The organism is Streptomyces sp. NPDC039609 (assembly GCF_055596705.1).
In genome coordinates this window covers 90,513-116,419 of the sequence record NZ_JBVIUJ010000010.1, presented here as the reverse complement: position 1 = coordinate 116,419, position 25,907 = coordinate 90,513, and the positions used below count along the sequence as shown (strand labels likewise).

General features: G+C 72.6%; 24 protein-coding genes. 9 read left to right on the top strand and 15 right to left on the bottom strand.

Features of this window, described 5'->3' with window-relative positions; all coding sequences use genetic code 11:
- Positions 1-17: 17 nt before the first annotated feature.
- Entirely contained in the window at positions 18-785 is a 768-nt protein-coding gene (locus tag ACZ561_RS28185) for an SDR family NAD(P)-dependent oxidoreductase (protein WP_471000004.1), read from the bottom strand.
- Between the two features lie 88 nt (positions 786-873).
- On the opposite strand from ACZ561_RS28185, the gene ACZ561_RS28180 reads away from it, so the two are divergent.
- A complete protein-coding gene (locus ACZ561_RS28180; RefSeq protein WP_471000002.1) occupies positions 874-2,289 on the top strand; it encodes an alkaline phosphatase PhoX in 1,416 nt (471 codons plus the stop codon).
- A gap of 73 nt (positions 2,290-2,362) precedes the next feature.
- On the opposite strand, the gene ACZ561_RS28175 is transcribed toward ACZ561_RS28180, so the two are convergent.
- Positions 2,363-3,586 (bottom strand): TerD family protein, encoded by a 1,224-nt coding sequence (locus ACZ561_RS28175; protein ID WP_471000000.1) that lies wholly within the window; start codon positions 3,584-3,586, stop codon positions 2,363-2,365.
- 45 nt (positions 3,587-3,631) lie between these two features.
- Complete coding sequence (locus ACZ561_RS28170) at positions 3,632-3,862, bottom strand: hypothetical protein (protein ID WP_376438640.1); 231 nt, start codon at positions 3,860-3,862, stop codon at positions 3,632-3,634.
- A 100-nt stretch (positions 3,863-3,962) separates the two neighbouring features.
- Between ACZ561_RS28170 and ACZ561_RS28165 the strand changes: the two genes are divergently transcribed.
- On the top strand, positions 3,963-4,901 hold the full coding sequence (locus ACZ561_RS28165; protein WP_470999998.1) for an AraC family transcriptional regulator: 939 nt from the start codon (positions 3,963-3,965) through the stop codon (positions 4,899-4,901).
- A gap of 239 nt (positions 4,902-5,140) precedes the next feature.
- On the opposite strand, the gene ACZ561_RS28160 is transcribed toward ACZ561_RS28165, so the two are convergent.
- A complete protein-coding gene (locus ACZ561_RS28160) occupies positions 5,141-5,950 on the bottom strand; it encodes an NAD-dependent epimerase/dehydratase family protein (protein WP_470999996.1) in 810 nt (269 codons plus the stop codon).
- 224 nt (positions 5,951-6,174) lie between these two features.
- On the opposite strand from ACZ561_RS28160, the gene ACZ561_RS28155 reads away from it, so the two are divergent.
- Together ACZ561_RS28155 and ACZ561_RS28150 are read left to right on the top strand one after the other, a co-directional pair.
- Positions 6,175-7,104, top strand: coding sequence for a 5-dehydro-4-deoxyglucarate dehydratase (locus ACZ561_RS28155; protein ID WP_470999994.1), 930 nt, complete (start codon positions 6,175-6,177; stop codon positions 7,102-7,104).
- The gene (locus ACZ561_RS28150) at positions 7,101-8,231 is read left to right on the top strand and encodes a hypothetical protein (RefSeq protein WP_470999992.1); all 1,131 of its coding nucleotides are present in this window, start codon (positions 7,101-7,103) and stop codon (positions 8,229-8,231) included. The genes ACZ561_RS28155 and ACZ561_RS28150 overlap by 4 nt, the downstream gene beginning before the upstream one ends.
- Positions 8,232-8,247: 16 nt before the next feature.
- Here ACZ561_RS28150 and ACZ561_RS28145 read toward each other — a convergent pair whose 3' ends face one another.
- The gene (locus ACZ561_RS28145) at positions 8,248-9,459 is read right to left on the bottom strand and encodes an MFS transporter (protein ID WP_470999990.1); all 1,212 of its coding nucleotides are present in this window, start codon (positions 9,457-9,459) and stop codon (positions 8,248-8,250) included.
- A gap of 142 nt (positions 9,460-9,601) precedes the next feature.
- Here ACZ561_RS28145 and ACZ561_RS28140 point away from each other — a divergent pair, with 142 nt between their 5' ends.
- Complete coding sequence (locus ACZ561_RS28140) at positions 9,602-11,020, top strand: NCS2 family permease (RefSeq protein ID WP_470999988.1); 1,419 nt, start codon at positions 9,602-9,604, stop codon at positions 11,018-11,020.
- Here the strand turns inward: ACZ561_RS28140 and ACZ561_RS28135 are convergent.
- Genes ACZ561_RS28135 through ACZ561_RS28125 form a run of 3 tightly spaced genes read right to left on the bottom strand, consistent with a single transcriptional unit; the run spans position 11,013 to position 14,091 of the window.
- Positions 11,013-13,013 (bottom strand): HEAT repeat domain-containing protein, encoded by a 2,001-nt coding sequence (locus tag ACZ561_RS28135; RefSeq protein ID WP_470999986.1) that lies wholly within the window; start codon positions 13,011-13,013, stop codon positions 11,013-11,015. The genes ACZ561_RS28140 and ACZ561_RS28135 overlap by 8 nt on opposite strands.
- Positions 13,013-13,705 (bottom strand): hypothetical protein, encoded by a 693-nt coding sequence (locus tag ACZ561_RS28130; protein WP_470999984.1) that lies wholly within the window; start codon positions 13,703-13,705, stop codon positions 13,013-13,015. The genes ACZ561_RS28135 and ACZ561_RS28130 overlap by 1 nt, the downstream gene beginning before the upstream one ends.
- Positions 13,702-14,091 (bottom strand): hypothetical protein, encoded by a 390-nt coding sequence (locus tag ACZ561_RS28125; protein WP_471000391.1) that lies wholly within the window; start codon positions 14,089-14,091, stop codon positions 13,702-13,704. The genes ACZ561_RS28130 and ACZ561_RS28125 overlap by 4 nt, the downstream gene beginning before the upstream one ends.
- A 69-nt stretch (positions 14,092-14,160) precedes the next feature.
- Between ACZ561_RS28125 and ACZ561_RS28120 the strand changes: the two genes are divergently transcribed.
- Positions 14,161-14,712, top strand: coding sequence for a GNAT family N-acetyltransferase (locus tag ACZ561_RS28120; RefSeq protein WP_470999982.1), 552 nt, complete (start codon positions 14,161-14,163; stop codon positions 14,710-14,712).
- Between the two features lie 14 nt (positions 14,713-14,726).
- Here the strand turns inward: ACZ561_RS28120 and ACZ561_RS28115 are convergent, their stop codons facing one another.
- The 4 genes from ACZ561_RS28115 to ACZ561_RS28100 all read right to left on the bottom strand — a co-directional run bounded on the left by ACZ561_RS28115 (position 14,727) and on the right by ACZ561_RS28100 (position 19,256).
- The gene (locus tag ACZ561_RS28115) at positions 14,727-16,175 is read right to left on the bottom strand and encodes a peptidoglycan D,D-transpeptidase FtsI family protein (protein ID WP_470999980.1); all 1,449 of its coding nucleotides are present in this window, start codon (positions 16,173-16,175) and stop codon (positions 14,727-14,729) included.
- Between the two features lie 209 nt (positions 16,176-16,384).
- Entirely contained in the window at positions 16,385-17,002 is a 618-nt protein-coding gene (locus ACZ561_RS28110; protein ID WP_471000388.1) for a response regulator, read from the bottom strand.
- Positions 17,003-17,031: 29 nt separating this feature from the next.
- The gene (locus tag ACZ561_RS28105) at positions 17,032-18,273 is read right to left on the bottom strand and encodes a sensor histidine kinase (RefSeq protein ID WP_470999978.1); all 1,242 of its coding nucleotides are present in this window, start codon (positions 18,271-18,273) and stop codon (positions 17,032-17,034) included.
- Entirely contained in the window at positions 18,270-19,256 is a 987-nt protein-coding gene (locus tag ACZ561_RS28100) for a hypothetical protein (RefSeq protein ID WP_470999976.1), read from the bottom strand. The genes ACZ561_RS28105 and ACZ561_RS28100 overlap by 4 nt, the downstream gene beginning before the upstream one ends.
- A gap of 159 nt (positions 19,257-19,415) precedes the next feature.
- Here ACZ561_RS28100 and ACZ561_RS28095 point away from each other — a divergent pair, with 159 nt between their 5' ends.
- Positions 19,416-19,913, top strand: a complete 498-nt coding sequence (locus ACZ561_RS28095) for a cupin domain-containing protein (protein WP_470999974.1) — start codon at positions 19,416-19,418, stop codon at positions 19,911-19,913.
- Here ACZ561_RS28095 and ACZ561_RS28090 read toward each other — a convergent pair whose 3' ends face one another.
- Positions 19,914-20,684 (bottom strand): IclR family transcriptional regulator, encoded by a 771-nt coding sequence (locus tag ACZ561_RS28090; protein WP_329122037.1) that lies wholly within the window; start codon positions 20,682-20,684, stop codon positions 19,914-19,916.
- 120 nt (positions 20,685-20,804) lie between these two features.
- Here ACZ561_RS28090 and ACZ561_RS28085 point away from each other — a divergent pair, with 120 nt between their 5' ends.
- On the top strand, positions 20,805-22,298 hold the full coding sequence (locus ACZ561_RS28085; RefSeq protein ID WP_470999972.1) for an aldehyde dehydrogenase (NADP(+)): 1,494 nt from the start codon (positions 20,805-20,807) through the stop codon (positions 22,296-22,298).
- A 15-nt stretch (positions 22,299-22,313) separates the two neighbouring features.
- Here ACZ561_RS28085 and ACZ561_RS28080 read toward each other — a convergent pair whose 3' ends face one another.
- Complete coding sequence (locus ACZ561_RS28080; RefSeq protein WP_470999970.1) at positions 22,314-23,351, bottom strand: zinc-dependent alcohol dehydrogenase family protein; 1,038 nt, start codon at positions 23,349-23,351, stop codon at positions 22,314-22,316.
- A gap of 87 nt (positions 23,352-23,438) precedes the next feature.
- Between ACZ561_RS28080 and ACZ561_RS28075 the strand changes: the two genes are divergently transcribed.
- Complete coding sequence (locus ACZ561_RS28075) at positions 23,439-24,353, top strand: AraC family transcriptional regulator (protein ID WP_470999968.1); 915 nt, start codon at positions 23,439-23,441, stop codon at positions 24,351-24,353.
- 21 nt (positions 24,354-24,374) lie between these two features.
- Here ACZ561_RS28075 and ACZ561_RS28070 read toward each other — a convergent pair whose 3' ends face one another.
- Positions 24,375-25,745, bottom strand: a complete 1,371-nt coding sequence (locus ACZ561_RS28070) for a (2,3-dihydroxybenzoyl)adenylate synthase (RefSeq protein WP_470999966.1) — start codon at positions 25,743-25,745, stop codon at positions 24,375-24,377.
- Positions 25,746-25,907: the final 162 nt, after the last annotated feature.

Here is a 25,907-nt window from a genome sequence, read left to right as displayed (position 1 = left end):
TCCGCCGCCCGGCGGTCTCACGTACGCAGGTACGACGCGCCGTTGAGGTCCAGGATCGTGCCCGAGGACCATTCGGCCTCCGGGGAGGCGAGCCAGAGGACCGCGTTCGCGATCTCCTCGGGGCCGGCCACCCGCCCGAACGGGCTCTGGGCGCGGATCGCGTCGCCCTCGGGGCCCGTGAGACGGGGCGCCACACGTTCGGTGGCGAAGAAGCCGGGGGCGACGGAGGCCACCCCGATGCCGTGCGGGGCCAGGGAGACCGCCAGCGACTGGCCCAGCGCATGGACGGCGGCCTTCGTCGCCCCGTAGGCCGGGTGGTCCGGCTCGCCGCGGAACGCTCCGCGCGACCCGATGTTGACGATCCTTCCGCCGCCGCCCTGCTCGATCATCCGCCGTGCCGCCAGATGGCTCAGATTCGCGGTGGCGAGCAGGTTCACGGCCACATGCCGCTGCCAGACGGCGACCCACTCCTCGTACGGCGTCTCCGCGAGCGGGTGGCGGACGTTCACCGCCGCGTTGTTCACCAGCACGTCGATCCCACCCAGCGCGTCCGCCGCGGCGTCCGCCACGGCCGCTGCTCCCGCCGGATCCGCGAGGTCGCCGCCGGTCAGGACATGGCCGGTGCCGTCAAGGGAGTCCAGGGTCTCGCGGGCCTCGTCGGCCCGGGTGCCGTAATGGACGGCGACCCGGTCGCCGTTGGCGGCGAACGCCTGGGCGACCGCGCGGCCGAGCCCCCGGGAGGCACCGCTGACAAGGACGCGCCGTCCGGCGGTCGGCAGGTTCATGGAAGACAGCCTCTCTGTTCAACTCTCGTTTATACGCGGGCGAGAACGTGTGCCCCGACACCGGGTGACCGCAGGGAGACGAATCGCCATGCCGCTCGACCGCAGAGAGTTCGCCAAGAAGTCCGCCGCCACCGGCGCCGGGCTCGTCCTGACCGGCGCCGTCGGCGCGCTGGCCACCGCACCCGAGGCGCTGGCGGCCTCGGAGGAGCTGGAGACCTGGGGCCACGGGCACCGCCTCGGCTACGGCCCCCTCGTCGAGGACCCCGCCGGCGTCCTGGCCCTGCCCGCCGGGTTCTCGTACCGCGTCATCACCCACAGCGGCCGCACCAAGCTGGAGTCCGGCGAGTTCACGCCGGAGAAGCACGACGGCACCGCCACGTTCGAGGGCCCCCGCGGCACCACGCTCCTGGTGAACAACCACGAGCTCAAGGGCCCCCGCTCCAACTGGGACCACCCGGTCCCGCTCACCGACGGCCTCGTCTACGACCCCGCCGCGGCCGGGGGCTGCACGGTCGTCGAGATCCACCGCGACGGCACCGTCGCCGAGTGGGTCGGCATCGCCGGCACCTCCACCAACTGCGCGGGCGGCCGCACCTCCTGGGGCACCTGGCTCACCTGCGAGGAGAACTCCGACCTCGCCGGCGAGAACGGCATGACCAAGGACCACGGCTACGTCTTCGAGGTCGACCCGCGCGACCGCCGCGCCAACCGCGACCCCAAACCCGTCAAGGCGTTCGGCCGCTACGACCACGAGGCCGTCGTCATCGACCCCAAGCGCGGCCACGCGTACCTCACCGAGGACGCGGACGAGCCCAACGGTCTCTTCTTCCGGTGGGTGCCGCCGCAGGGGTTCCGGCACGGCCGGGGCAAGCTCCGCACCCTCGCCGACGACGCCGGTGTCCTCCAGGCACCCCGCTGCATCGACTCGGGCGGGCGGTTCGTCGACGACCTCTCCCGCGCCACCCGGATCGGCACGGTCTATGGCGTCGACTGGCTGGACGTACCCGACCGCGACGGCCGCGAGGTCGAGGTCCGCGAGCAGTTCGGCCCCGACGAGGTCACCCGCGCCCGCAAGCTGGAGGGCATGTGGTGGGCCGACGGAGGCGCCTACATCGTCTCCTCCTACGCCCGCGAGGAGAGCCCCGGCGCCCCGCACGACGGCCAGGTCTGGTTCTACGACCCCAAGCGCCGCACCCTCACCCTCCAGGTCCTCCTCGGCGTCAACGCCGACCCGGACAAGGACGGTGCCTACGACGGCCCCGACAACATCACCGTCTCCCCGTACGGCGGCCTCGTCATCGCCGAGGACGGCGAGGGCGTCCAGCACCTCTTCGGCGCGACCGAGCGCGGGCGTACGTACCCCATCGCGCGCAACGACCTGAACGACAGCGAGTTCACCGGCGTCGTCTTCTCGCCCGACGGCGACACCCTCTACGCCAACATCCAGGAGCCGGGCATCATGGTCGCCATCACCGGCCCGTGGCGCCGCCAGCCCCGCCGCTGACCGCGACGCGTACGAGGAAGGGCCCGCCGGACGACCGGCGGGCCCTTTCCACGGATTGTGCTCCGTGGGTGGTTCAGAGGGCCTGAGCGGCCGGCTTCACCATCCCGCGGACCGTCCGTGACTTCACGAAGTCGCCCATCGCCGTCATCTCCCACTCACCGGTGAACTGCTTGATGAGCTTGGCCATCATCACGCCGGTCTGCGGCTCGGCGGTGGTGAGGTCGAAGCGGACCAGCTCCTCGCCGGTAGCCGCGTCCATCAGCCGGCAGTACGCCTTGGCGACCTCGGTGAACTTCTGGCCGGAGAAGGAGTTGACCGTGAAGACCAGGCCCGTGGCGTCGGCGGGGAGGCGGCCGAGGTCGACCACGATGACCTCGTCGTCGCCCGCGCCCTCACCGGTCAGGTTGTCGCCGGAGTGCTTGATGGCGCCGTTCAGGATGGACAGCTTGCCGAAGTAGCAGCTGTCCAGGTGGTTGCGCTGGGGGCCGTACGCGATGACCGAGGCGTCGAGGTCGATGTCCTTGCCGCGGTACGCGGGCTCCCAGCCGAGGCCCATCTTGACCTGGGAGAGAAGCGGGCGGCCGCCCTTGACCAGGGACACCGTCTGGTTCTTCTGGAGGCTGACCCGGCCCTTGTCCAGGTTGATCTTCCCGGTGGAGACCGGGGCGGCGGCCGGGGGAGCGGGCGGGGCGGACGGCGGGGGAGGCGTCTGCGCGGCGATCCGCGGGTCCACGGGGGCGGCCACCGGGGGCGCGACGGGCGCGACGGGCGTCGGGGGCGCCGCGGCGGCGGGCTCCTCGTCGACCGAGACGCCGAAGTCGGTGGCGATGCCGGCGAGCCCGTTGGCGTACCCCTGGCCGACGGCGCGAGCCTTCCAGGCGCCGTTGCGGAGATAGATCTCCACGACCACCAGCGCCGTCTCCGTGCCGAGCTGCGGCGGGGTGAACGTGGCGAGGACGCTGCCGTCGTCCGCGTTGCGGATCGTCGCGGTGGGCTCGATGCCCTGGAACGTCTGGCCCGCGGCGTCGGGGCTCGCGGTGACCACGATCTTCTCGATGCCGGGCGGCACCGCGCCGGTGTCCACCACGATCGCGTCCGGCGCCGAGCCACCGCCGGAGCGGTAGGCCACGCCGGGGCCGGACGGCTGGTTGTAGAAGATGAAGTCGTCGTCCGAGCGCACCTTGCCGTCGGCGCTGAGCAGGAGGCCCGAGACGTCGAGCCGCACCGGGGCGGCCACGTCCACCGCCACGCGCGCGGCGGAGAGAGGGATGTTCGAGCCGGGGGTCATAGCGGTCATGCCAGGGGTAACGAGCGAGACCGCTTTGCCGTTCCCTTACCTTCGCTACCTTCGGCCACCCTGATTACGGGGATGGTTCCGGGCCATGCGCTCGTTGCCGAACTTGTACGAGCCCGTCCAGCGGGCCATGACGAGCTGGGCGTCCCCCGACACCACCTCCGCCAGGAACTTCTCCGCGCGAGGCCCGCGCAGGGTGGCGGCGGTGCGCCCGTGGTGGGTGATGACGACCGTGGCGTCGGCACGCTGTTCGTAACTGAATCCATGAGGCTGTGGCATGGCGGGCATCCTGCCGTTCCCGGGCAGGTCCGTCATGTGAATATTCGAGCGGCTCGTATCCTTTCCGCTCGTGGGTGGGAGCTCTTTTCGAACGCGGGACGTGGACGAGGCGCGGCAGGAGATCGACGCGCGGTACTACGCCAACTTCATGGACGTCATCGAACCGGGCGAGCGTCCCTTCGCCGCCCGGTTCGACACCGTCGACCTGGGGGACCTGGTCATCGGTGACCTGGCCTGCGGGGCGGATGTGCGCATGCGCTTCGGCGAGCTCGGGGCGTTCCACGTCAACGCCCCGCTCAGCGGCACGATGGAGATGCGCCAGGGCGGCGGCGCGCCGGTGGTCGCGACGCCGACCGACGCGCTCGTGCTCGACCCTTCGGGAGACACGTTCCTGGACCGCTGGAGCGGGGACTGCCGGACCGTCTCGGTCAAGATCGGCGCGGCGGCGCTGCACGACCGGCTGGAGCGGCTCCTCGGGCGGCCGCCTCGGGGCGCCCTCGCCTTCGAGCCGCGTCTGGACATCTCGCGCGGCCCCGGGCTGGCCTGGGCTCGCTTCGCCCGGCAGGTGGCGAGCGAGGCGCTCGCCGGGGACAGCCTGGCCCATCACGCGCTGGTCGCGGCGCCCCTTCAGGAGGCGCTGCTGAACGGACTGCTGCTGGCCGCCGAGCACTCCTGGCGCGAGGAGCTGGACCGCCCCGTGGAGCCACTGCGGCCCGCGCCCGTCAAGCGCGCGATGGACGCCGTACGGGACCGTCCCGAGCACCCATTCACCACCACCGAACTGGCCACCCTGGCCCGCGTCGGGGTGCGCCGGCTCCAGGAGTCGTTCCGGGAGTACGTGGGCATGTCACCGATGGCGTACGTCCGCGAGGTCCGGCTGGAGCGGGTCCATGCGGAGCTGCGGGGCGCGGGGCCGGCCGAGCTGAGCGTGAGCGAGGTGGCCTGGCGCTGGGGCTTCGCCCATCACGGGCGGTTCGCGGCGCAGTACCGGACCCGATTCGGCGAGACGCCCTCGCAGACCCTGCGCGCGGAGGGGTGACGGCTCCGCGTCCGGAGGGGGACGGCCTGAGTCGGGAGGGGTGACGGCCTGCGTCGGGAGGGCGGCGGTCGGCTCGCCGCGCTGAGCGGACACTCGCCGCGCTGAGCGGATCGCGGGGTCCGTATCGCCGCCGTAACGTTCCTTCTGTCGCGTGTGCCAACGCACGTCGTGACCCGGGCCCCGGCCGGCGCCCCCGCATAAGTCCGGCCGGGCCTGAGATCGTCCGCGGTGCGCTCCCCCTAGTAGGGCCAGCGCGGCGGGTCGGTGCAGAAGTGCCCGCCCAGGTTCACCTCCGCCGGATCGCCCTCCACGGGCAGCCCCTGCTCGGCGATGATCCGCTCGGCGAACCGCTCCGAGTCGTCCCGCGGCTCGTAACCGAGCGCCCGGGCCGAGGAGAGGTCCCACCACAGCCGGGTGTTGGCGGACGATCCGTAGACCACGGTGTGGCCCACGTTCTCGGCGGTGAGCGCCGCGTGGAGAAGGCGCGCGCAGTCGCCGGGGCTCAGCCACATCGACAGCATCCGGACCGAGGTCGGCTCGGGGAAGCACGAACCGATCCGGACGGAGACGGTCTCCAGGCCGTGCAGGTCCCAGTAGAACTGCGCGAGGTCCTCGCCGAAGCACTTGGACAGTCCGTAGAAGGTGTCCGGCCGGTGCGGGGTGTCGACGGGGATCACCGGCTCGTCCCCGCGCGGGTGCGGGGTGAAGCCGACGGCGTGGTTGCTGGAGGCGAAGACGATCCGCCCCACCCCGTCCTCGCGCGCGGCCTCGTAGAGGTGGTGCAGGCCGGTGATGTTCGCGGCGAGGATCTTCTCGAAGGTCGACTCCAGGGAGATGCCCGCGAGATGGATGATCGCGTCGACCCCTCGGACGGCCTCGCGCAGCGCCTTGCGGTCCGTCACATCGGCGACGATCGCGTCCGGTGCGCCGTCGACGGGCGCCAGGTCGAGCAGGCGGAGCTCGTATCCGTACGCGGGCAGCAGCTCGCGCATCAGCGTGCCGACGCCCCCGGCGGCGCCGGTGAGCAGGACGGTACGGGGTGTGGGCATCGAAGAGGTCTCCGTCCGTGGATCAGATTCACAAACGTGGACACGGTAGGGAGAGGGCTCGTCGAGCGTCAAGAGTGCACACGGACCGTCAAGAGTGAACGCTGGAGACGCGTTTGCGCCTTGACCGCCCCTTCGGGGCTGCTCTAGCGTGAAGTCGTTCAAGAATATGGACAACAATCAGAACTGTGCACGACGGTGCACGACGGACTTCTCTGGGAGCGCCCGTGACCTCAGCCCCGCTCGCCGCCCGGCTGGACGGCCTGCTGTTCTTCCCCGTCACCGCCTTCGGACCGGACGGCACCGTCGACCTCGACACCTTCCGCGCCCATGTCCGCGACGGCATCGAGGCGGGCGCGGCCGCGGTCTTCGCCTGCTGCGGCACCGGTGAGTTCCACGCCCTCACGCCCGAGGAGTTCCAGGCCTGCGTCGCCGCCGCCGTGGAGGAGTCCGCCGGCCGGGTCCCCGTCCTCGCCGGCGCCGGCTACGGCACCGCGCTCGCGATCCGGTACGCGCGGCTCGCCGAGGAGGCGGGCGCCGACGGGCTCCTCGCCATGCCCCCGTATCTCGTCGTCGCCGACCAGGCGGGGCTGCTGCGCCACTACACCGAACTCGCCGCCGCCACCTCGCTCGACGTCATCGTCTACCAGCGCGACAACGCGATCCTCACCCCCGAGACCGCCGTGGCCCTCGCCCGCGCCGAGGGGATCATCGGCCTCAAGGACGGCCTCGGCGACCTCGACCTGATGCAGCGGATCGTCAGTGCCGTCCGAGCCGAAGGCCTCGACCTGCTCTACTTCAACGGCCTGCCGACCGCCGAACTCACCGGCCTCGCCTACCGGGGCATCGGCGTCACGCTCTACTCCTCCGCCGTCTTCTGCTTCGCCCCCGACATCGCCCTCGCCTTCCACCGGGCCCTCACGACCGGCGACGACGCGACCGTGGAGCGGCTCATCGACGGCTTCTACCGCCCGCTCGTCGAACTGCGGGCGAAGGGACGCGGCTACGCGGTCTCCCTCGTCAAGGCCGCGGTCCGCATGGGCGGACTGGACGTCGGCGAGGTACGGCCGCCGCTGAGCGAGCCCGCGCCCGAGCATCTGAAGGAACTCGCCGTGATCATCGAGCACGGCCGGGCACTGCTGGGGAGCGACACGTGAGGGCCGGGACCTTCGTCTACCCCTGGGACGTCATCGGCGACCCGGCCGCGCCGGGCCTCCTCGCGGACCTCGGCGTCGCGAGCGTCACGCTCGCCTCCGCCTACCACTCCACGCGCGCCCTGACCCCCCGGCATCCGGGGCACCGGATCGTCACCGCCGAGCACGCCGCCGTGCTCTACCCACCCGACGGGGCCCGCTGGTCGGGGCACTCGCTGCGGCCGTACGGGGCGGGGGACTGGGCGCCCGGCGACGCCTACGGCGAGGCCGCGGGCGCGCTCGCGGACGCGGGCCTGGAGGTGCACAGCTGGGTGGTCCTGGCCCACAACTCCCGCCTGGGGGCCGAGCATCCGGAGACCTCGGTGGTCAACGCCTACGGCGACCGCTACCCCTGGGCGCCCTGCATCGCCCGACCGGACGTACATTCCCACCTGGTGGAGCTGGCGGTGGAGGCGGCGGTACGGCCGGGCGCGGCCGGCACCGAGCTGGAGTCCTGCGGCTGGTACGGCTTCGCGCATCTGCACGCCCACGACAAGACCGCCGGGGTCGCGCTCGGCGACCGTGAGCAGTACCTGATGTCCCTCTGCTTCTGCCCTTCCTGCCGGAAGGGGTACGGGGAGGAGGGCGTCGACCCCGACGCGCTCGCGACCGCCGTGCGGGGCGCGCTGGAGCCGGTGTGGACCGGGGGCGCTGCCGGGCCGCTCGACGGCTTCGAGGCCCCGGTGCTCGCCCGGCGCACACGGACCGCCCGCACGCTCCAGGAGTCCGCGGTGGCCGCGGTACGGGCGGCCGCCCCGCCCGGCTTCCGTGTCCTGCTCCACGCGGACCCGCACCCGTACCGCTGCGGCGCGAACGCCGGCACCGACCCGGCCCATGTCCTCACGGTCGCGGACGGTGTCGTCACCCCGTCCGCGACCGTGGCACCCTTCGCGGCGCACATGGACCGGGACACCGTCCTCGCGGCCAACTTCGGCGTGGTGACGGGCATGGGCGGCTCGCCCGCCACGCTCGCCGAGGACGCGCGGCGGGCGGCGGCGGACGGCGCCACCGAACTCCGCCTCTACCACGCGGGTCTGGCCTCCGACGCCGACCTGGCCGCGGTACGGGAGGCGCTGCGGAAGCTGGACTGAGGGGTGGGCGGACGCCTCAGGCGTCCACCCTCGCCGGGGCGTCGGCACGGGCGGCCGCCCCTCGGGTTGCCAGGACGATCGCCCCGGCCGGCCCGGCGACCGCCAGCAGCGGCAGCAGCAGCCGGATGTCGACAAGGGCCACCAGGCCCGCGCCCGCCGCCAGGGCGATCGCGTTCGGAACGAAGACCATGGTGTGGGCCGTCGCCGCGGCGCGGCCCACCGCGGTCTCCGGGGCCTCCCGCTGCACCGCCGTCATCACGGCGACCAGGACACAGGGCAGGCCCATTCCGATCAGCGCGCTCGCCACCAGCGCCACCCCGTCGTGCGGGACCGCCCTGGCGCCCGCGGCCACCGCGAACAGCGCAAGCCCGGCGGCGGACAGCAGGCGTTCGGGGACCCGGCGCAGCAGCGGTCCGGCCGCCAGTCCCGCGACGACCGATCCCGCACCCTGGACGGCGTACAGCACACCCGCGTACGCGGGCGAACGGCCGAGCCCCTGGTCGACGACGGCGTAGATCGCCGCCCCGTTGACCCCGGCGAGCAGCATCGTGAACGAGCCGGCCAGGACGAGTGGACGCAGCACGGGCGAGGCGAGGATCGTGCGCAGGCCCTCGGTCGTGTCGCGGAGCCAGTGCGCGGCCACCGGGCGCACCGGCTTCTCCTCCCGTACCCGCATCAGCGCGAACACGCCCGCGGCCAGCGCGAACGTCGCCGCGTCGAGCAGCGCCACCGGGCCGCCGCCGTAGCGGGCGAAGAGTCCGGCCGCGGCGAGCGGGGCGATGAGCTTCACGCTCTCGTTCACCGTCATCCGCAGCCCGTTGAAGTCCCCGAGCAGCCGTTTGTCGAGCGCACGCGCGGCCAGCGCGACCTCCGCCGCCTCATGGACGGTGCCCTGGATCCCGTACAGCACGAGCACGGCGAACAGCAGCCACACCTGGTCCGCACCGTCGACCCACAGCAGCGTCGGCAGCAGCGCCGCCATCGCCAGGTTCGTCCACACCATGAGCGGTCGCCGCCTCACCCGGTCGGCGACCGTGCCGAGCAACGGACCGACGAGCGCCGGCGCCCACAGGGCGAACACGGTCAGCGCCGCCAGACTGTCCGAGCCGGTCAGGGACTTGACCCAGATCCCCGACGCCAGCCACATCGCCGTCGTGCCGAAGCCGGAGACCAGGACGCCGGTCAGATAGAGACCGGCCGTTCCTCTCCCACCCGTTGTTCCACTCATCCCGGCAGCGTGGCCTCTGAGGTGGCGGGCGCGGATCGGGCAGATGCCCTAGAGGAGGCGCCGAGATCGGCTCCGTAACACCGAGGACACCTGAAAGGGCCCGCTGCTGGGCACAATCCAGCCAGCCGTCCCGAGGAGAGTCATGTTCGACACCAGAACCAACCCCGTCGACCGGTACTTCGCGATCAGCGCCAGGGGGTCGACCTTCGGCCGGGAGATACGCGGCGGCTTCGCCACGTTCTTCACCATGGCCTACATCCTCGTGCTCAACCCGATCATCCTGGGCAGCGCGGAGGACAAGTTCGGGAACACGCTCAGTGGAGCCCAACTGGCCACCGTCACCGCCCTGGTGGCCGCCGTCATGACCGTCGTGATGGGCGCCGGCGGGAACCTTCCGCTCGCCGTCGCCGCCGGACTCGGACTGAACGCCGTCGTCGCCTTCCAGCTCGCACCCCTCATGAGCTGGCAGGACGCGATGGGGCTCGTCGTCCTCGAAGGCATCCTCATCTGTGTCCTGGTCGTCACCGGGCTCCGCGAAGCCGTCATGCACGCCATCCCGCAACCGCTCAAACAGGCCATCAGCGTCGGCATCGGCCTCTTCATCGCCTTCATCGGCTTCATCGACGCCGGCTTCGTGACCCGCATCCCCGGAGAGACCGGCACCGTCCCCGTCCAACTCGGCGCGGGCGGCCACCTCTCCGGCTGGCCCATGCTCGTCTTCTGTCTCGGCGTCCTGCTCACCGTCGCCCTCATGGCCCGCAAGGTGAAGGGCGCGATCCTCCTCTCCATCGTCGCCATGACCCTCGTCGCGATCGTGATCAACGAGATCGCCGACATCCCGGCCACCGCCTGGGGCCTGACCGTCCCGGCCGTTCCCGAGGACATCGTCGCAGCGCCCGACTTCGGGCTCGTCGGCTCCTTCAGCCTGCTCGGCGCCTTCGAACAGATCGGCGTCGTCACCCTCGTCCTGCTCGTCTTCACCCTGCTGCTCAGCGACTTCTTCGACACCATGGGCACCGTCGTCGGCGTCTCCAGCGAGGCCGGCCTCCTCGACGAGAACGGCAAGGTCCCGCACCTCGGCAGGGTCCTCCTCATCGACGGTGTCGCCGCCGTCGCGGGCGGCGCCGCCTCCGCCTCCTCGAACACCTCCTACATCGAATCGGCGGCCGGTGTCGGCGAGGGCGCCCGCACCGGCTTCGCCTCGGTCGTCACCGGTGGCCTGTTCGCCCTGGCCCTCTTCCTCACCCCGCTTGCCACCGTCGTCCCCGCCCAGGCCGCCGCGCCCGCCCTGGTCGCCGTCGGCTTCCTGTTGATGGCCCAGGTCCGGCACATCGACTGGACGAGCTACGAGATCGCCATCCCGGCCTTCCTGACCATCGCCGTCATGCCCTTCACGTACTCGATCACCAACGGCATCGGCGCCGGATTCCTCGCCTACGTCGTCATCAAGGCCGTCCTCGGCAAGGCGCGCGAGGTGCACTGGCTGCTGTGGGGGACGGCCGCGCTGTTCGCCGTCTACTTCGCGATCGACCCGATCGAGCAGCTGCTCGGCGTCAAGTAGCTTCATCTGTACGGGAGATGGCGAGCAGCGCGGCGCGGGAGGCGTCGCGCAGCTCGTCGTCCTCCGGCACCGAGCGCCAGGTACCGTGCCTGATCGGTCGCTCGTCCACGTCGAGAAAGCGACGCAGGACCGGGACGGCGGCGACGGCGGGAGGGCCGATCTCGCCGAGGAGCCTGATGGTCTCGGTGACGGCGCGGGTGGCCTTCCCGCCCTCCCCGGCGAAGGGCTCGATCGCCCCGACGAGAACGGGGACGACCCCGTCCGTCTCTCCGGTGATCCGCCACAGCGCCTCGCCGACCCGCAGAGGTAGCCAGCTCGTCCTCTGCCGGGTGAGGAGTGCGCGCAGCGGCGGGACGTACGGCGCTGCCGTGGGCCCCAGTTCCCCGAGCAGCGTGACGGCGTTGTCCCGGCCGTACGGTTCGCCCAGCTTGGGTAGCAGCAGTGCGAGCGCCGGCTCCCGGTCGCCGGTGAGCCGTCCGTACGCGAGCGCGAGGGCGGGTCCCGCGAACGACCAGCCCTCGGAAGGGGCCGGGAGCATGGCCCGCAGCCGCTCCCGGGGCACGGCCTCCGCGGCCTCGGGACCGATGGCGGCCAGGGCGTCGAGCGCCCACACGGCGCAGTCGGTGTCCAGGAGGGGCAGCAGCTCGGGGATGGCGGGAGCCGCCGCGGGACCCCAGCGCTCCAGGAGTTGGCAGAGCGCGCGCCGCTCGCCGAGGGTCGACGCGGCAGCGAGCCGGAACCGCAGGGGCGGCAGCAGGACGTCCGCGTGGGCGGAGAGACCGCCGGCGGTCTCGACCAGGCTCAGCTCGTACGTCCACCAGCCGTCGGCATGGGTCCCGTGGTCCGCGAACCCCAGCCGCTCCCCGGCGAGCCGCTGTGCGAGCGGGGGTACGCACCGGGCGTCCCCGAGCCGGGACAGCGCCCAGACGGCGTGGTCCTGAGCAGGCGGGTAGGGCTCGCCCTCGTCCGTGACCATGACCGCCAGTGCGTCGGCCCAGGGGCGGGCCGCGTGCCCGCACATGCCGAGGACGCGGGCGGCGAAGAGGCGGTGGTCGGGCCCGGGGTCGGACAGCAGAGGGGCGACGGCCGGCAGCAGCGCCGGTACGGCGGATCGCCGCCGGCCCATCGCGTCGGCCGCCGCCTTCAGCGCACCGGTCCGCACGGCCGCGTCCGGATGGGCCAACAGGCCGCGGATCGTGGTGATCTGCTCCGCCGGGTCGGCGTCGAGCAGGCCGACGGTGCGCGCCACGGTCCACTCGGCGTGTGCGGCGTGCGGCTGCCAGGTGGCCGGATCGCTGCCCAGCAGGACCTCGGACACGGTCTTCGCGTACGCGTCGTCGGCCTGCCCCCGCTGGGCAGTGTGCAGCGCCTTCACGGCGGCGAGGCGGACGGCCGCCGGCTCCCCGCCGTCCGTCAGCCCGCGCAGCCAGGCGAGGGACGCGTCCCGCTGCTCGTCGGCGTGAGGCGTCAACGAGCCGATCGAGTCGACGAGTTGGTACCGGACGCCCGGGTCCCGCTCCGCGGCCCACCGGGCCCGCAGCGCCGTGATCACCTCGTCAGCACGGTGACGGGCCTCGGCGAGGGCGTCCGCCGCCGCCTGGCGGATCGCGGCCTCCGGCGCGTCGAGCAGAGAGAGAAGTCCCGTCACCGCCAGGTCCCAGGCGGCGGGCCAGGCCCGGTCGACGAACCGGGCCTGGGCGGTGTTGCCCGAGTGGGCGAGGGACCCGAGCAGTTCGACCAACTCCTGGCGGACGGCCGGCCCGATGCCCGGGTCGGCCGAGGCTCGGAGCACGTACGGCACGGCGGGCGCGGCGGAGGTCACGACGCAGCCGCCCTGGTGGTGGACGTGGGTGCGCAGGTCGTCGGAGGCCCGGGCGGCCTTCTCCGGCAGGTACAGGTCCCGCAGCATTCCGGGTACGTCCTCGGCCGATCCGTATGCGTGCCGCAGCCCCGCCCAGCCGATGGCGTCGAGCCCCGCGAGTGGATCGCGCATCAGTACCTCTCCTCGACCTGGTCCGACACAGTGAACTCGCCCTCGCAATCCGGGCAGACGGCCCGTCCGAAAAGATGGGTCAGTCCTCGCGCCACGTCCTCGTGGCCCGCTTCCAGAGCCATGTGGCGCAGGCGCGCGGGGAGCGCGTCGAGGTCGGCCGGGGCCGTGGGCAGAAGTGCGGACGTGACCGGGTCCGCCGTCACGTAGTCGCCGGCCGAGGCGAAGGTGCCGTGCTCGCCGAAGGCGATGAAGAGGTCCGAGGAGCAGTGCGGGCAGTCCACCTCGTACTCCTCCTCCATCAGCCCCTCCAGGCGCGCTGCGCTCCACACCCGCTCGCCCTCGAAGGCCAGCACGCACTGGAGCATGTACACGAAGGCGGAGACGTCGTCCGTCGCGTCGAGCAGGCCGCGGGACACGGGGAGGAGTTCGGCGATCTCCCGCGCGTACCGATCCGTGTGCTCCTCGTCCGCCGCCGAGACGATCAGGCCCGCCATCAGCACGGCCTCCGTCGGCTCACCGGCGCCGCGCCCCGTTGCGATCGCCGTCAGGAACGGCAGGGCGGGGAAGCTGTCCTCGTAGACGGACCCCTGGTGACACAGGTCGTCCCACAGCTCGCTCCAGACCTTGTCGTCCTCCTCGCCGCCGAGTCGGGCGAAGGCCGCGGTCAGATCGTCGGAAGGGCGCGGGCTCATGCCACCACACCCTTGCGGGCCCCGTTCTCGTAGCGCAGGGCCGCCCCCGTCACCAGTGCGCCCATGCCCTCCCACAGGCCGACGCCGAGGAAGCCGGCCGGGGCGCGGCCGGTGACGACGGCGAGGGTGAAGACGGCACAGGTGAGGAGCCGGAAGGGAACCGTCCAGCGGAAGAACGGCTTCCAGTCCGCGAGCGCGGCCAGGACGTAGTACACGCCCATGTTGAGCGCGGCCATCGAGGACGCGGTGAGGAAGACGAGGGTGTGGTCTCCGTCCGCGCGGCTCCCCGTCGGCAGGGGTTCGAAGCCCATGGTGGTGAGCAGGGCGTCGGGCGCCACAAGACCCACCACCCCCAGCACCGCGGCGAGGAGTCCGAAGACGGCCATGGTCCAGCCGGACAGGGAACGGGGCAGTCGCACGGCGGTCCTCCGCGGGGTCGAAACTATGCTCGGTTCATGAGTGACCTTGCATACCGCGTCGCGGGGCCGAACGACCAATCGGCCCTCGCCGCTCTCGACGACTCGTTCACCACGGAGCATGTCTACGAAGTCGCCTCCGGGGACATCGGGTTCGGGCTGCGACTCGTCGCCGTCGACCCGCCGCTGGTCAAGGTCTTCCCGGTGGAGGACGAGGACGGCGCGGGCGAGGACGGCGCGGCGGCGGACGTGCACGAGATCGTGGCCGTCGACGCGGACGGGACGCCGGTCGGGTTCATCGCGGTCGGCGTGGAGGAGTGGAACCGGCGACTCGTGGTCCACCAGGTCACCGTCCACCCCGCCCACCGCGGCCGGGGCATCGGCGGCGAGCTGATGCGCCGCGCCCTGGCCCATGGCCGCGAGCGCGGGGCCCGTACCGCCTGGCTGGAGGTCACCAGCGTCAACGTGCCGGCGGTACGGGCCTACCGGCGCATGGGATTCCGGCTCTGCGGGCTGGACACCACGCTCTACACCGGTACCGAGTCCGAGGGCGAGACCGCCCTGTTCATGGCCAGGCCCTTGGACCGGTAGGGACTGTCAGGCCACTAATTCAGCGCCGCCTTCATCATCTTCTGTGCCACCGGGGCCGCGAGCCTGTTGCCGCTGACCTCCGAGCGCGCGGCCCCGGAGTCCTCGATCAGGACGGCGACCGCGACCTCCTTGCCGGTGTCCGCGTCCTTGGCGTAGGAGGTGAACCAGGCGTACGGCGTCTTGCTGTTGTTCTCGCCGTGCTGGGCGGTGCCCGTCTTGCCGCCGACCTCGGCGCCGGAGATGGCCGCGTTCGTGCCGGTGCCCTTGTCCACCACGGTCACCATCGCGCTGCGCAGCTGCTCCGCCGTCGCGGAGGAGACGACCCGCTCGGTGTCCCCGTCCTCGAAGGACTCCAGGGTGTCGCCGTCGGAGTCGACGACCTTCGAGACCATGTGCGGCTTCGCCATGACCCCGTCGTTGGCGATCGCCGCGGACACCATGGCGATCTGGAGCGGCGTCGCCGTCACATCGAACTGGCCGATACCGGTGAGCGCGGTCTGCGGCCTGTCCATGCCGGACGGGTACACGCTCGGGTAGGCGCGGACGGGCACGTCCTGCTCGGCGTTGTCGAAGCCGAACTTCTCCGCCATCGCCTTCACCTTGTCCTGGCCGAGATCGACGGCGATCTTGGCGAAGACGTTGTTGCAGGAGTACTGGAGCGCGGTGCGGATGGTGGCGTTCTCGCAGGGAGCGGAGGCGTTCTCGTTCTCCAGATAGCGGGTGGAATCGGGAAGTCTGTACGGGTTCGGACTGTCGGTCTTCGTGTCCACGGAGCTGTAGAGACCGTTCTCCAGCGCGGCCGCCGCGACGACCAGCTTGAACGTGGAGCCCGGCGGCAGCGGCTGCCGCAGGGCACGGTTGACCAGCGGCTTGTCCTTGTCCGTGGTCAACTCCTGCCAGGTGGAGCCGTCGGTCAGGCCGGCGATCTTCGAGGGGTCGTACGAGGGCGTGGAGACCATGCCCAGGATCCGCCCGGTCTTCGGGTCGATGGCGACGGCCGCGCCCTTCTTCTCGCCGAGCGCCTCGTAGGCGGCCTTCTGGACGGCCGGATCGATGGTCGTGAGCACATCACCGGGCTCCTGCTGCTTGCCGGTGAGGGCGTCCAGCGGGTTCTTCAGCCGGGTGTCGGTGCCGTCCAGGACATCGGAGTAGATGCCCTCCAGCTGGGTGGCGCCGTAGGCCTGCGAGCTGTAGCCGGTGACGGCCGCGTAGAGCTCGCCGTCGGTGTAGCTGCGCTTGTACGCGAGATCGCTGCCCTCCGTCTCCTTCGATCCGGTGACCGGCGAACCGGCCACGATGATGTTCCCGAGCGGCTGCGCGTACTGCGCCATCACGTTCCGCCGGTTCTTCTTGTCGTCCGCGAGGGCCTTGGCTTCGTACGCCTGCACCCAGGTCGCCCGCCCCAGCAGGGCGAGCACCAGGAGCAGCGAGAAGACCGAGGCGCGCCTGATCGTCTTGTTCATCCCATATGCGGGACGAGCGGGAGGGGGTGCGGCGTTCCGCATGTGTCCCGTTTCTCAGGAAACGTTCATGCGCGCCGGGGTGCCACGGCGGCCCGCAAGGTGTTCCGGCGCCCGTTCCTCGGCCGCGGGCGGAACCGAGAGCGGCGGGTGGACCCGAGGGGCCGGTCGGCACCACGTCGCACCCCCGCCGACCGGGCCGGGGTCCGTCGTCACCCGGGGCTGATGAATCCCGACTCGTACGCCAGGATCACCGCCTGGGTGCGGTCCCGGGCGCCCGTCTTCGCCAGGACCGCCGCCACGTGGGTCTTCACCGTCGCCGGGCCCACGCCCATCCGGCCGGCGATCTCCGCGTTCGTGAGGCCCTTCACCACCAGGCGCAGCACCTCCGCCTCGCGCTCGGTCAGCCGGGCCACCCAGGGCGGCGCCGCCGGGGGACGGCGGCGGGCGTGTTCGGCGGCGAGGCCTCGGACCGCCGCCGGGTAGAGCAGGGAGTCGCTGCGCGCGACCAGCCGGACCGCGTCCACCAGCTCCTCGGCCGCCGCCCGCTTCAGCAGGAACCCGGCCGCGCCCACCCGCAGCGCGTCGTACACGTACGCATCGTTCTCGAAGGTCGTCACCACCACGATCCGCGGTGGCTCCGCCATCCCCGCCAGGATCTGCTCGGTCGCCCGTATCCCGTCGATCTCCGGCATCCGCACGTCCATCAGCACCACGTCCGGCCGCCGCTCACGCACCACCGACACCGCCTCGGCGCCCGTCGACGCCTCGCCCACCACCTCCAGGTCGGGCTCCGCGTCGAGGATCACCCGCAGCGCGGTCCGCACCATCCGCTCGTCGTCCGCCAGCACGACACTGATCACCGGCCACCTCCCAGCGGCAGGCGCACCGCGAGGTGCCACGCGCCGTCCACCGGGCCGGCCTCCGACGTACCGCCCAGAAGGCGGGCGCGCTCCGCGATGCCGAGGAGGCCGCGGCCGCCGTCGGGGCGGGCCACCGGCGCGCGGGCGGGCAGGGGGTTCTCCATCGTGATCTCCAACTCGTCGTCGTGCAGGGCGAGCCGCGCGGTCACGCGCCCGCCGCCCGCGTGCCTGGCCGCGTTCGTCAGCCCCTCCTGGACGATCCGGTACGCCTCCCTCGACACGGCCTCCGGCACCCGGTCGAGCTCCCCGGTCACCGACAGCTCCACCCGTGGCCCCGCGCCCTTCACGAGCGAGTCCAGCGCGTCGAGCGGCAGCCCCGGCAGCTCCCCGTCGTCCTCGCCCTGACGCAGCAGCCCGAGGACGGAATCCAGCTCGCCGACCGTGCGCCGGGTCGTCTCCTCGATCGCCGCGAGGGCCTCGCGCACGAACTCCGGATCGCTGTCCAGCACCCGCCGGGCCGCGCTCGCCTGGAGCGTCACCGCGCTCAGGGCATGGCCGACCGAGTCGTGCAGTTCCCGGGCGAGCCGGTTGCGCACGGCCAGCTCGGCCGCGCGCCGCTCGGCCGCCGCAAGCCGGTCCGCCGGGCTCGGCCCGAGCAGCCTCGGCGCCTGCCGGGCCAGGAGCTCCCCGGCGGCCGCCACTACGGCGGCGAGCGCGAGGAGCATCGCGAGACCTGCCGGGAGCCCGAACCACTGTGCCCACGGCCGGTCCATGCCCCAGAGCGAGGTCAGCTCCGACTCCCGCAGCGACGCCGAGAACGGCAGCGCCATCACCGTGACCGCGAACGGCGGCAGCGCCAGCGTCGCCCCGCTGATCAGCGCGCCGACACCCAGATGGAGCGTGAACCAGCCCGTCGTCCGCGCCTTCGCGCTCCGGCCGCGGGCCGGACCGTCCGCGAGCCGGTCCGCCCGGATCCCGCACAGCGCCCGCGCCCCCGCCACCGACATCGGCCGGGTCAGCGGGAAGAGCGAGGTGACCGCGGCGAGCGGCAGACCGATCGCGTACGCCCCGAACTGCACGCTCAGGCTCGCCGCGAACATCGACTCGCCGCCGACGAGCCATCCCATGACCACGGTACCGACCAGCCAGTACGGCATGAACACGGCGCCGCCCAGGATCAGATGGACCCAGCGGAACCTGGCCCGCTGCCCCAGGAGCAGCGCGAACGGACGCCTCACGCGCTCGCACTCCGCTGCCGCAGGAAGACGGCCAGGCAGCCGGCCAGCAGGAACCCGGTGATCATTTCCCCAGCGTAGGTCAGCTGCGCAAGGCCGGTGAACGGATCGGCCGGATCGGTGTCCGGCATGAGCGTCACCAGGGTCATGTACGCGCCCCAGCACCCCACTCCGCCCGAGCCGACCCAGGCCACGCCAAGGGTCGTACGGACCGACAGCGACCGGGCCCACCGGAGGACCAGCAGCAGCACGCTGATGACGGCGACGGCGATGAACAGGGCCCGCATCCACTCCAAAACGTAGAAGTCGCCGGTGCGGCGGGCGATCTGCGCCGACGAGAGACCCCGGGTCGAGCCGAGCCCCCACATCAGATGGACGGCGGCGGGTGCCAGGGCGAGCAGTGAGGCCACGACGGCCGTGGCGCGCGTGCCGGTGCCGAAGAGCCGTTCGGGCAGCTCGCCCAGGACACCGCGCCAGACGTGCGACCAGCGGTCCCGTGTGTAGAGGACGAAGAGCGTGCCGAGCGCGAGTCCCTGGACGATGAAGCCGCCGTAGACGACCCCGAAGACCCATTCGTCGAGGAACGGCTCGCGGGACCCGGTCTGCTGCGGGCCGGTGAGCAGGGAGACCACGATCTGCGCGGGGAAGCCGACCATGATCGGGGCCAGCAGCCCGGTCGCGGCCCACAGCGGGAGGGCGAGCAGCCAGGCCCGCACCCGCAGGCCCCACGGCTGGGTGAGCAGCAGGGCGAGGACGACCACCACGGAGTCCATCACCACGGAGACCGAGTTGGCGACGATCAGCAGCGTCCGGTGCTCCAGGAGCACACTGCCGGCCGGGATGCCGATCTCGCTGCCCGCGACCCAGGCGATCTTGAGCGAGATGTACGGGAGGCAGGCCACGACGGCGAGGGCGCGCAGGATCCGGCGGGCGACGCCCGGTCGGGAGGCCGGCGCGTGAGCGGGGAGGGCGGAGGTCCGTGTCATGGCTTCACGCTCCCGCGCGGGCCCGTCCCGCCACCTCCTTCCTGCCGACGAACCGCCTCCGCCGCGCGGGGGAGACGGCCCTCAGGCTCGAATTGACCCATGTTTTTCGAGGAGGAATGCACCCCTTGACCGGTCACTGGAGTCCATAGAGTGATCTTCATGAACACGACGCAGCCCTTCGCCCCGCTCCTCACCCGCGCCGCCACCGCCGAGACCACGGCCGACCCGAGCAGCGTGATGACCCTCCTGGCCGACTCCGACACCACCGGCGGGCAGCTCACCAGCTACCGCTCGACCTTCGCGAAGGGTGCCGTCGGAGCCCCGGCGCACTTCCACACCAGGGCGTCGGAGATGTTCTTCGTGCTCGGCGGCTCGCTCCAGGTGCTGCTCGGCGAGGAGTTGACCGTCCTGGAGCAGGGCGACTTCCTGCTCGTGCCGCCGCGCACCCCGCACGCCTTCGCCGCGGCACCGGGCGCCGAGGCCGACGTCCTGTTCGTCTTCACGCCGGGCATGGCCCGCTTCGACTATCTGCGGCTGCTCGGGCGCGTGATGCGCGGCGAGGCGAGCTTCGAGGAGATCAAGGAGTCCTCCGAGAAGTACGACAACCACTATGTCGACAGCCCGGTGTGGCAGCAGGCGCTCGCCGCGCGGTCCTGATCAGAGGCGGCGGGTCGCCAGCGTCAGCCGGTCGCGCGCGTCGAAGAGCGCGTCCTTGATCATCTGCTCGTGTCCGGGGGTCAGCCGGGCGACCGGGACCGAGCAGCTGATCGCGTCCCGCGCCGGGGTCCGGTACGGGATCGCGATGCCGAAGCAGCGCAGCCCGAGGGTGTTCTCCTCGCGGTCCACCGCGTACCCCTGCTCGCGGATCAGATGCAGCTCCTCGATGAGCTTCTCGCGGTCGGTGATCGTGTGCTCGGTCAGCGCCGGGAGCGTCTCCGGGAGCAGCTTGCGGACCTGTTCGTCGCTGTGGGTGGCGAGCAGCGCCTTGCCGAGCGAGGTCGAGTGGGCGGGCAGCCGGCGCCCGACCCGGGTGAACGGCCGCAGATAGTGCTGGGACTGACGGGTGGCCAGATAGACCACGTTGGTGCCGTCGAGCCGCGCCAGGTGGATGGTCTCGGTGGTGTCGTCGGAGAGCCGGTCCAGGGTGGGCCGGGCGGCGGCCACGACCTCGTCGCCGTCGATGTACGAGGTGCCGACCAGCAGGGCCCGTACGCCGATCCCGTACCGCGTGCCCGTCGCGTCCGTCTCCACCCAGCCCAGCTCGACCAGCGTGCGCAGCAGCATGTACAGACTGGACTTGGGATAGCCGACCGCCTCCTGGACGGCGGCGAGCGAGTGCATCCCGGGACGCCCGGCGAAGTACTCCAGCAGTTCCACCGTACGCACCGCGGACTTGACCTGGGCCCCACCCGTGTCGGCTGTCGACATTGCCCTCGCCCCTCTTGTTGGTGCCTCTTGTGGAGACGGCACGCCCGTCAATAGAGTCCTGATTCATCTACAGGAACTCTGTTCAGAATAGCGAACGGGGTGCGAGCGAGGGGCGTTGCGGTGGCAGCTCAACCAGTGTGGAGTGTGGACCCCCGGACGGGGAAGCCGCGTGAACAGGTTGCGGTGGAGGCCACGGCGGAGGAGATCGACCGGGCGGTCCGCGCCGCGGCGGCCACCCGCGAAGCCCTCGCCGACCGTACGGCGCGGGCCGCACTGCTCCGTACCGCCGCGGACCTTCTCGACGAGGCCGGCCCGAACGTCATCGAGGCCGCCGACGCCGAGACCGCACTCGGCCCGGTCCGCCTCACCGGCGAACTCGCCCGCACCACGGGCCAGTTGCGGTCCTTCGCCGACGTCGTCGACGAGGGCTCCTTCCTCGACGTACGGATCGACCTGCCCGACCCGACGACGACCCCGCCCCGACCCGACCTGCGCCGCTGGAAGATCCCGCTCGGGGTGGTCGCCGTCTACGCGGCCTCCAACTTCCCGCTCGCCTTCTCCGTACCCGGCGGCGACACCGCCAGCGCCCTCGCGGCCGGCTGCCCCGTCGTGATCAAGGCCCACCCCGACCACCCCGCCACCTCCGAGCTCTGCGCCTCGATCCTGCGCCGGGCCGCGGTCAAGGTCGGGCTCCCCGAGGACGTGGTCGTGCTGGTCCACGGCTTCGATGCGGGCGTCGAGCTGGTGCGCCACCCGCTGGTCGCGGCGGCCGGCTTCACCGGTTCCGTACGGGGTGGCCGGGCGCTGTTCGACGCGGCGGCGGCCCGTCCCGTCCCCATCCCCTTCCACGGCGAACTCGGCTCGATCAACCCGGTCGTGATCACCGAGGCCGCCGCGGAGGAGCGGGCCGCCGAGATCGGGGCCGGACTCGCGGCCTCCGTGACCATGGGCCAGGGGCAGTTCTGCACCAAGCCCGGCTTCGTCCTGGCGCCCACGGGCGAGGCGGGCGACCGCTTCGTGTCCGCCCTCACGGACGCCCTCAGTGAGTCCGAGCCCGGGGTGATGCTCGACCACCGGATGCGGGACCACTTCCTCACCGGAACCCGCGAGCTCGCCCAGATCTCCGGTGTCACCGCGCCCGTACACCCCGGCCCCGGTGGGCCGCACACCGTCAACGCGGGCTTCCTGACCTTCGACGCCGAGATCCTGCTCAAGGGCGAGCACCGGGCGATCCTGAACGAGTACTTCGGCCCCGTGACCCTGGTCGCCCGCTACACCACGCGGGAGGAGATCACCGCGGTCCTCGGCCTTCTCCCCGGCAACCTCACGGCCACGCTCCAGATGGCCGAGGAGGACCCGGAGGCCGCCCCTCTGCTCGCCGAACTGACCCCGCTGGCCGGCCGCGTGCTCGTCAACGGCTGGCCGACGGGTGTGGCGGTGGCGGGCGCCCAGCACCACGGCGGGCCCTACCCGGCCACCACCTCCACCTCCACCTCGGTCGGGGCGACCGCGATCGAACGCTGGCTGCGCCCGGTGGCCTACCAGTCGACGCCCCAGCACCTGCTTCCGCCGGAGCTACGCGACGACAACCCGCTCGGCCTGCCGCGCCGCTGACCCGGCCCGGCACGGTCAGACGCGCACGACGATCTTCCCGATGTGCGTGTCCGACTCCATCAGCCGATGGGCGTCGGTGATCCGTTCCAGTCCCTCGAAGGTCCGGGCGATCACCGGCGCCAGGGAGCCGTCGCGCAGACCGGAGCCGATGAACCCGGCGATCCGGCACCGCCCCTCCTCGTCGCGCACCACCGCACCGTTGGCGTAACCCCGCACGGTGAGCGGCCAGTTCAGCGGCATCGCGGCCGGCCGGGGATCGAGCCAGCCGTACAGCACCGCCGTGCCGCCCGGCTCCAGGGCGTTCCCGAGCTCCGCGAACCCCGGCCCGCCGATGGCGTCGAAGACCAGCCGCGCGCCCCGGCCCCCGGTGAACCGCCGCACCTCCTCCACCACGGACTCGCTCTCGGTCGTGATCACCCGCGCCGCGCCCAGGTCCAGCAGTCTCTGCCGCTTCCCCTCGCCCCGCGTCGTGGCGATCGGTACCGCGCCGATCCGCAGCGCCACCTGGATCGCGGCCGTCCCCACCCCGCTGGACGCCCCCGTGATCACCACCGGGTCACCCGGACGCAGCCCGCCCGCCTCCACCATGCCGCCGTACGCGGTCGAGTACGTCAGCCACGAGGCGGCCGCGGTCACCGCGTCCACGCCCTCGGGCCTGCGCACCAGGTACTCCTCGGGCAGCACCACCCGCTCCGCGTACACCCCGTGCACCCCGAAGTCGAAGTTGGCGGCCGCCATGACGGGATCGCCGACGGCGTACGCCGTGACGTTCGCGCCGACCGCCTCGACCACCCCCGCCGCCTCGTAGCCGAGCCGGGAGCCGGGGAGCGTCGCCGGGTAGTAGTACGTGCCCGCGCGGAACAGGGCTTCGGCGCGGTTGAGGCCGATCGCCTCGACGCGGAGGAGCACCTCGCCGGGGCCGGGCGCGGGGAGCGGAATCTCCTCCACGGTCAGCACCTCGGGTCCTCCGAGCTCGTGGAAGAGAACCGCGCGTGTCATCTGCCGGGTCGTCGTGTCGGTCGGGATGTCGCCAGTCGTGATGTCGGTCGTCATGTCCTCGACCGTAGGCAGGCGCGGCGAGACGTTCCATGTCCCAGGACCTCCCCACCATGTCCGTCCGTCTCGCGGTACGGTGCGGTCATGGACGTACTGAGCGATGCCGTCGCCGCCATGCGCACCGGGCGCCCGCACTCCTCCCGTACCGTCAACTCCGGCTCCTGGGGCTTCCGTTTCCCGCCGAGCAAGGGCGCCGGCTTCCATGTGGTGGTCCAGGGCACGGCCTGGCTCATGCCGCCGGGCGACGGCGGACCCGTCGAACTCCGCCCCGGTGACGTGGTCCTGCTCGCCCACGGCACCGGCCACGGGCTCGCCGGGCGGCCCGACGCCCCGCTCGTCGACGCCGTGCAGGCCCCCGACGGCTCCTGGCCCACCCCGCCCGACCGGGCACCCGCCCGGGCGGACGAGACCCTGCTGCTGTGCGGCGCGTACCAGGTGAGCAGGGCCAGGGCCCACCCCCTCTTCACCGAGCTGCCGCCGTACGTGCACATCCCCGCCCGGGCCGGCGCCCATCCCCGGCTGCGCGCCGCGGTCGACCTGCTCGGCGCCGAACTCGCCGACCCGCAGCCCGGATCCGACGCGCTCGTGCCCGCCCTGCTCGACACCCTGCTCGTCCTGATGCTGCGCACCTGGTGGCTCACCGAACGCCCCGACCGCACCTCCGGCTGGTCCGCCGCCCTGAGCGACCCGGCCGTGACCGCCGCCCTCCGTGCGATCCACGCCGACCCGGCCCGGGCGTGGACGGTGGAGGAACTCGGAGCCGAGGGCGGCCTCTCCCGCGCGGCCTTCGCGCGCCGCTTCACCACGCTGGTGGGGCGGCCGCCGCTGGCGTATCTGACGTGGTGGCGCATGACGACGGCGGGACGACTGCTCCGCACCGACGACACCCCGCTCCGTGCGGTCGCCCAACGTGCTGGCTACACCTCGGAGTTCGCCTTCGCCAAGGCGTTCAAGCGGGAGTACGGGGTGGCCCCGGGGCGGTACCGCAGAGGCCCGTAGCTCGCATGCGGCTCGCGGGTCCTAGGCGGCGTTCCCGCCCGCGCCCTCCCGGAGCCCGCCGGTCACCACCAGGTCGCCGTCCGGGGTGCGTCGCGCGAGGGTTCCGGTGCGGAACCAGCCGTCGCGGGTGAAGGAGCGCGCGTCGTCGTCGGGGGCACGGAAGTAGCCGCGCGGGACGGACGGGCCGCGGGCGAGGAGCTCGCCCGGCTCCCCGTCGGGCACGTCCTCTCCCGCGGCGTCGACCAGGCGGATCTCGTCGTCGGGCGAGAGCGGGCGGCCCTGTGTGGTGAGTACCGACTCGTCCGGATCGGTGGGCCGGGTGAGGGTGAGCGGCCCCTCGGCCAGGGTGAAGACCTGCTGCAGACGGCAGCCCAGTTCGGGGCCCACGCGGTCGGCGTCCGCCCGCGGCAGGGGGGCGCCGCCGACCTGGAGAAGACGCAGACTGCGCACGTCGGCCCCAGCGGCGGGAAGCGCGTCGAGCCAGCGTCGGGCGACGGCGGGCTCCACCGAGGTGAGGGTGACCCGCTCCCGTTCGACGAGCGGAAGGCAGACGGCGGGGTCCGGGTCGTCGGCCAGGACGACGGTCCCGCCGGCGGAGAGGGTGCCGACGACACCGGGGCAGCCGAAGGCGAAGGCGGACCCGGTGGGCAGGGCGGCCAGATACACGTCGTCCTCGGTGAGCGACACCAGCTCGGCGGCGGCCCGCGCCTGGTAGGCGTAGTCGTTGTGGGTGCGTGGAACGAGCCGGGGCGTCCCGTCGGGTCCTCCGGAGAGCAGGAAGAAGGCCACCTGGTCGGCGCTCGGGGCGTGCGTCGGTGCCGGCGGGGCGTCGACGGAGCCCAGTGGGAAGTAGTGGCAGCCCGACGGGTCGGTCGTGAAGCCGCCGTACGGGGACTCGGCACCAGGCTCCTCGTACGTGAACACCCTGCGCAGGAAGGGTCCCTGGGCCGCGATGCCGACGGCCATCGCCGTGTGGTCGAAGCCCTCGTACGTCGACGGGCCGACATAGCCGACGGCCTCGGTGACCCGCACGAGGTGGGACACCTCGGCCGCGCGGTACCGGACCGGGCAGAGCACGGGGGCGACCCCGGCGCGCATCAGCGCGAACACGGTGACGACGAACTCGGAAACGTTGGGGAGCTGCACGACGGCCCGTTGCCCGGGCCGGAGGTCGAGCAGCCGGAAACCGGCGGCCATGCGGTCGACGCGCCGGTTGAGCTGCCCGTAGGTGACGCGGGTGGCGCCGTGCACGAGCGCGGTCCGCGGCCCGTACTGCGCAGCCCAGCCGCGCAGCAGGTTGTCCAGCGTGTTGCCACGCCAGTGCCCGGCCATCCAGTAGCGATCGACGAACTCCTCGGGCCAGGCTGTGCGGCCGTCGGGCAGGGGTGTCATGCGCTTCCTTCTGTACCGGCGACCTGTTACCGGCGACGCCGCCGTGTCGACCTTGGCAGTCCAGTGCTCCCGCCCACCCGTCCGCAAGGCGCCGTACCGACCAAGGCGCGCCGGCTCCGCTCGGCGGAACGTCCAAGGGACGGGCGCTGACCAGCGGGAGCG

Excerpts from the sequence above, each read along its gene's own strand:
- ACZ561_RS28095 (WP_470999974.1), top strand. The coding sequence starts at position 19,416 with ATGAACACGACGCAGCCCTTCGCCCCGCTCCTCACCCGCGCCGCCACC.
- ACZ561_RS28100 (WP_470999976.1), bottom strand. The coding sequence starts at position 19,256 with ATGACACGGACCTCCGCCCTCCCCGCTCACGCGCCGGCCTCCCGACCG.
- ACZ561_RS28070 (WP_470999966.1), bottom strand. The coding sequence starts at position 25,745 with ATGACACCCCTGCCCGACGGCCGCACAGCCTGGCCCGAGGAGTTCGTC.
- ACZ561_RS28135 (WP_470999986.1), bottom strand. The coding sequence starts at position 13,013 with ATGCGCGATCCACTCGCGGGGCTCGACGCCATCGGCTGGGCGGGGCTG.
- ACZ561_RS28180 (WP_471000002.1), top strand. The coding sequence starts at position 874 with ATGCCGCTCGACCGCAGAGAGTTCGCCAAGAAGTCCGCCGCCACCGGC.
- ACZ561_RS28130 (WP_470999984.1), bottom strand. The coding sequence starts at position 13,705 with ATGAGCCCGCGCCCTTCCGACGATCTGACCGCGGCCTTCGCCCGACTC.
- ACZ561_RS28145 (WP_470999990.1), bottom strand. The coding sequence starts at position 9,459 with ATGAGTGGAACAACGGGTGGGAGAGGAACGGCCGGTCTCTATCTGACC.
- ACZ561_RS28125 (WP_471000391.1), bottom strand. The coding sequence starts at position 14,091 with ATGGCCGTCTTCGGACTCCTCGCCGCGGTGCTGGGGGTGGTGGGTCTT.
- ACZ561_RS28110 (WP_471000388.1), bottom strand. The coding sequence starts at position 17,002 with ATGGTGCGGACCGCGCTGCGGGTGATCCTCGACGCGGAGCCCGACCTG.
- ACZ561_RS28170 (WP_376438640.1), bottom strand. The coding sequence starts at position 3,862 with ATGCCACAGCCTCATGGATTCAGTTACGAACAGCGTGCCGACGCCACG.
- ACZ561_RS28115 (WP_470999980.1), bottom strand. The coding sequence starts at position 16,175 with ATGAACAAGACGATCAGGCGCGCCTCGGTCTTCTCGCTGCTCCTGGTG.
- ACZ561_RS28160 (WP_470999996.1), bottom strand. The coding sequence starts at position 5,950 with ATGCCCACACCCCGTACCGTCCTGCTCACCGGCGCCGCCGGGGGCGTC.
- ACZ561_RS28175 (WP_471000000.1), bottom strand. The coding sequence starts at position 3,586 with ATGACCGCTATGACCCCCGGCTCGAACATCCCTCTCTCCGCCGCGCGC.
- ACZ561_RS28120 (WP_470999982.1), top strand. The coding sequence starts at position 14,161 with ATGAGTGACCTTGCATACCGCGTCGCGGGGCCGAACGACCAATCGGCC.
- ACZ561_RS28080 (WP_470999970.1), bottom strand. The coding sequence starts at position 23,351 with ATGACGACCGACATCACGACTGGCGACATCCCGACCGACACGACGACC.
- ACZ561_RS28090 (WP_329122037.1), bottom strand. The coding sequence starts at position 20,684 with ATGTCGACAGCCGACACGGGTGGGGCCCAGGTCAAGTCCGCGGTGCGT.
- ACZ561_RS28185 (WP_471000004.1), bottom strand. The coding sequence starts at position 785 with ATGAACCTGCCGACCGCCGGACGGCGCGTCCTTGTCAGCGGTGCCTCC.
- ACZ561_RS28140 (WP_470999988.1), top strand. The coding sequence starts at position 9,602 with ATGTTCGACACCAGAACCAACCCCGTCGACCGGTACTTCGCGATCAGC.
- ACZ561_RS28075 (WP_470999968.1), top strand. The coding sequence starts at position 23,439 with ATGGACGTACTGAGCGATGCCGTCGCCGCCATGCGCACCGGGCGCCCG.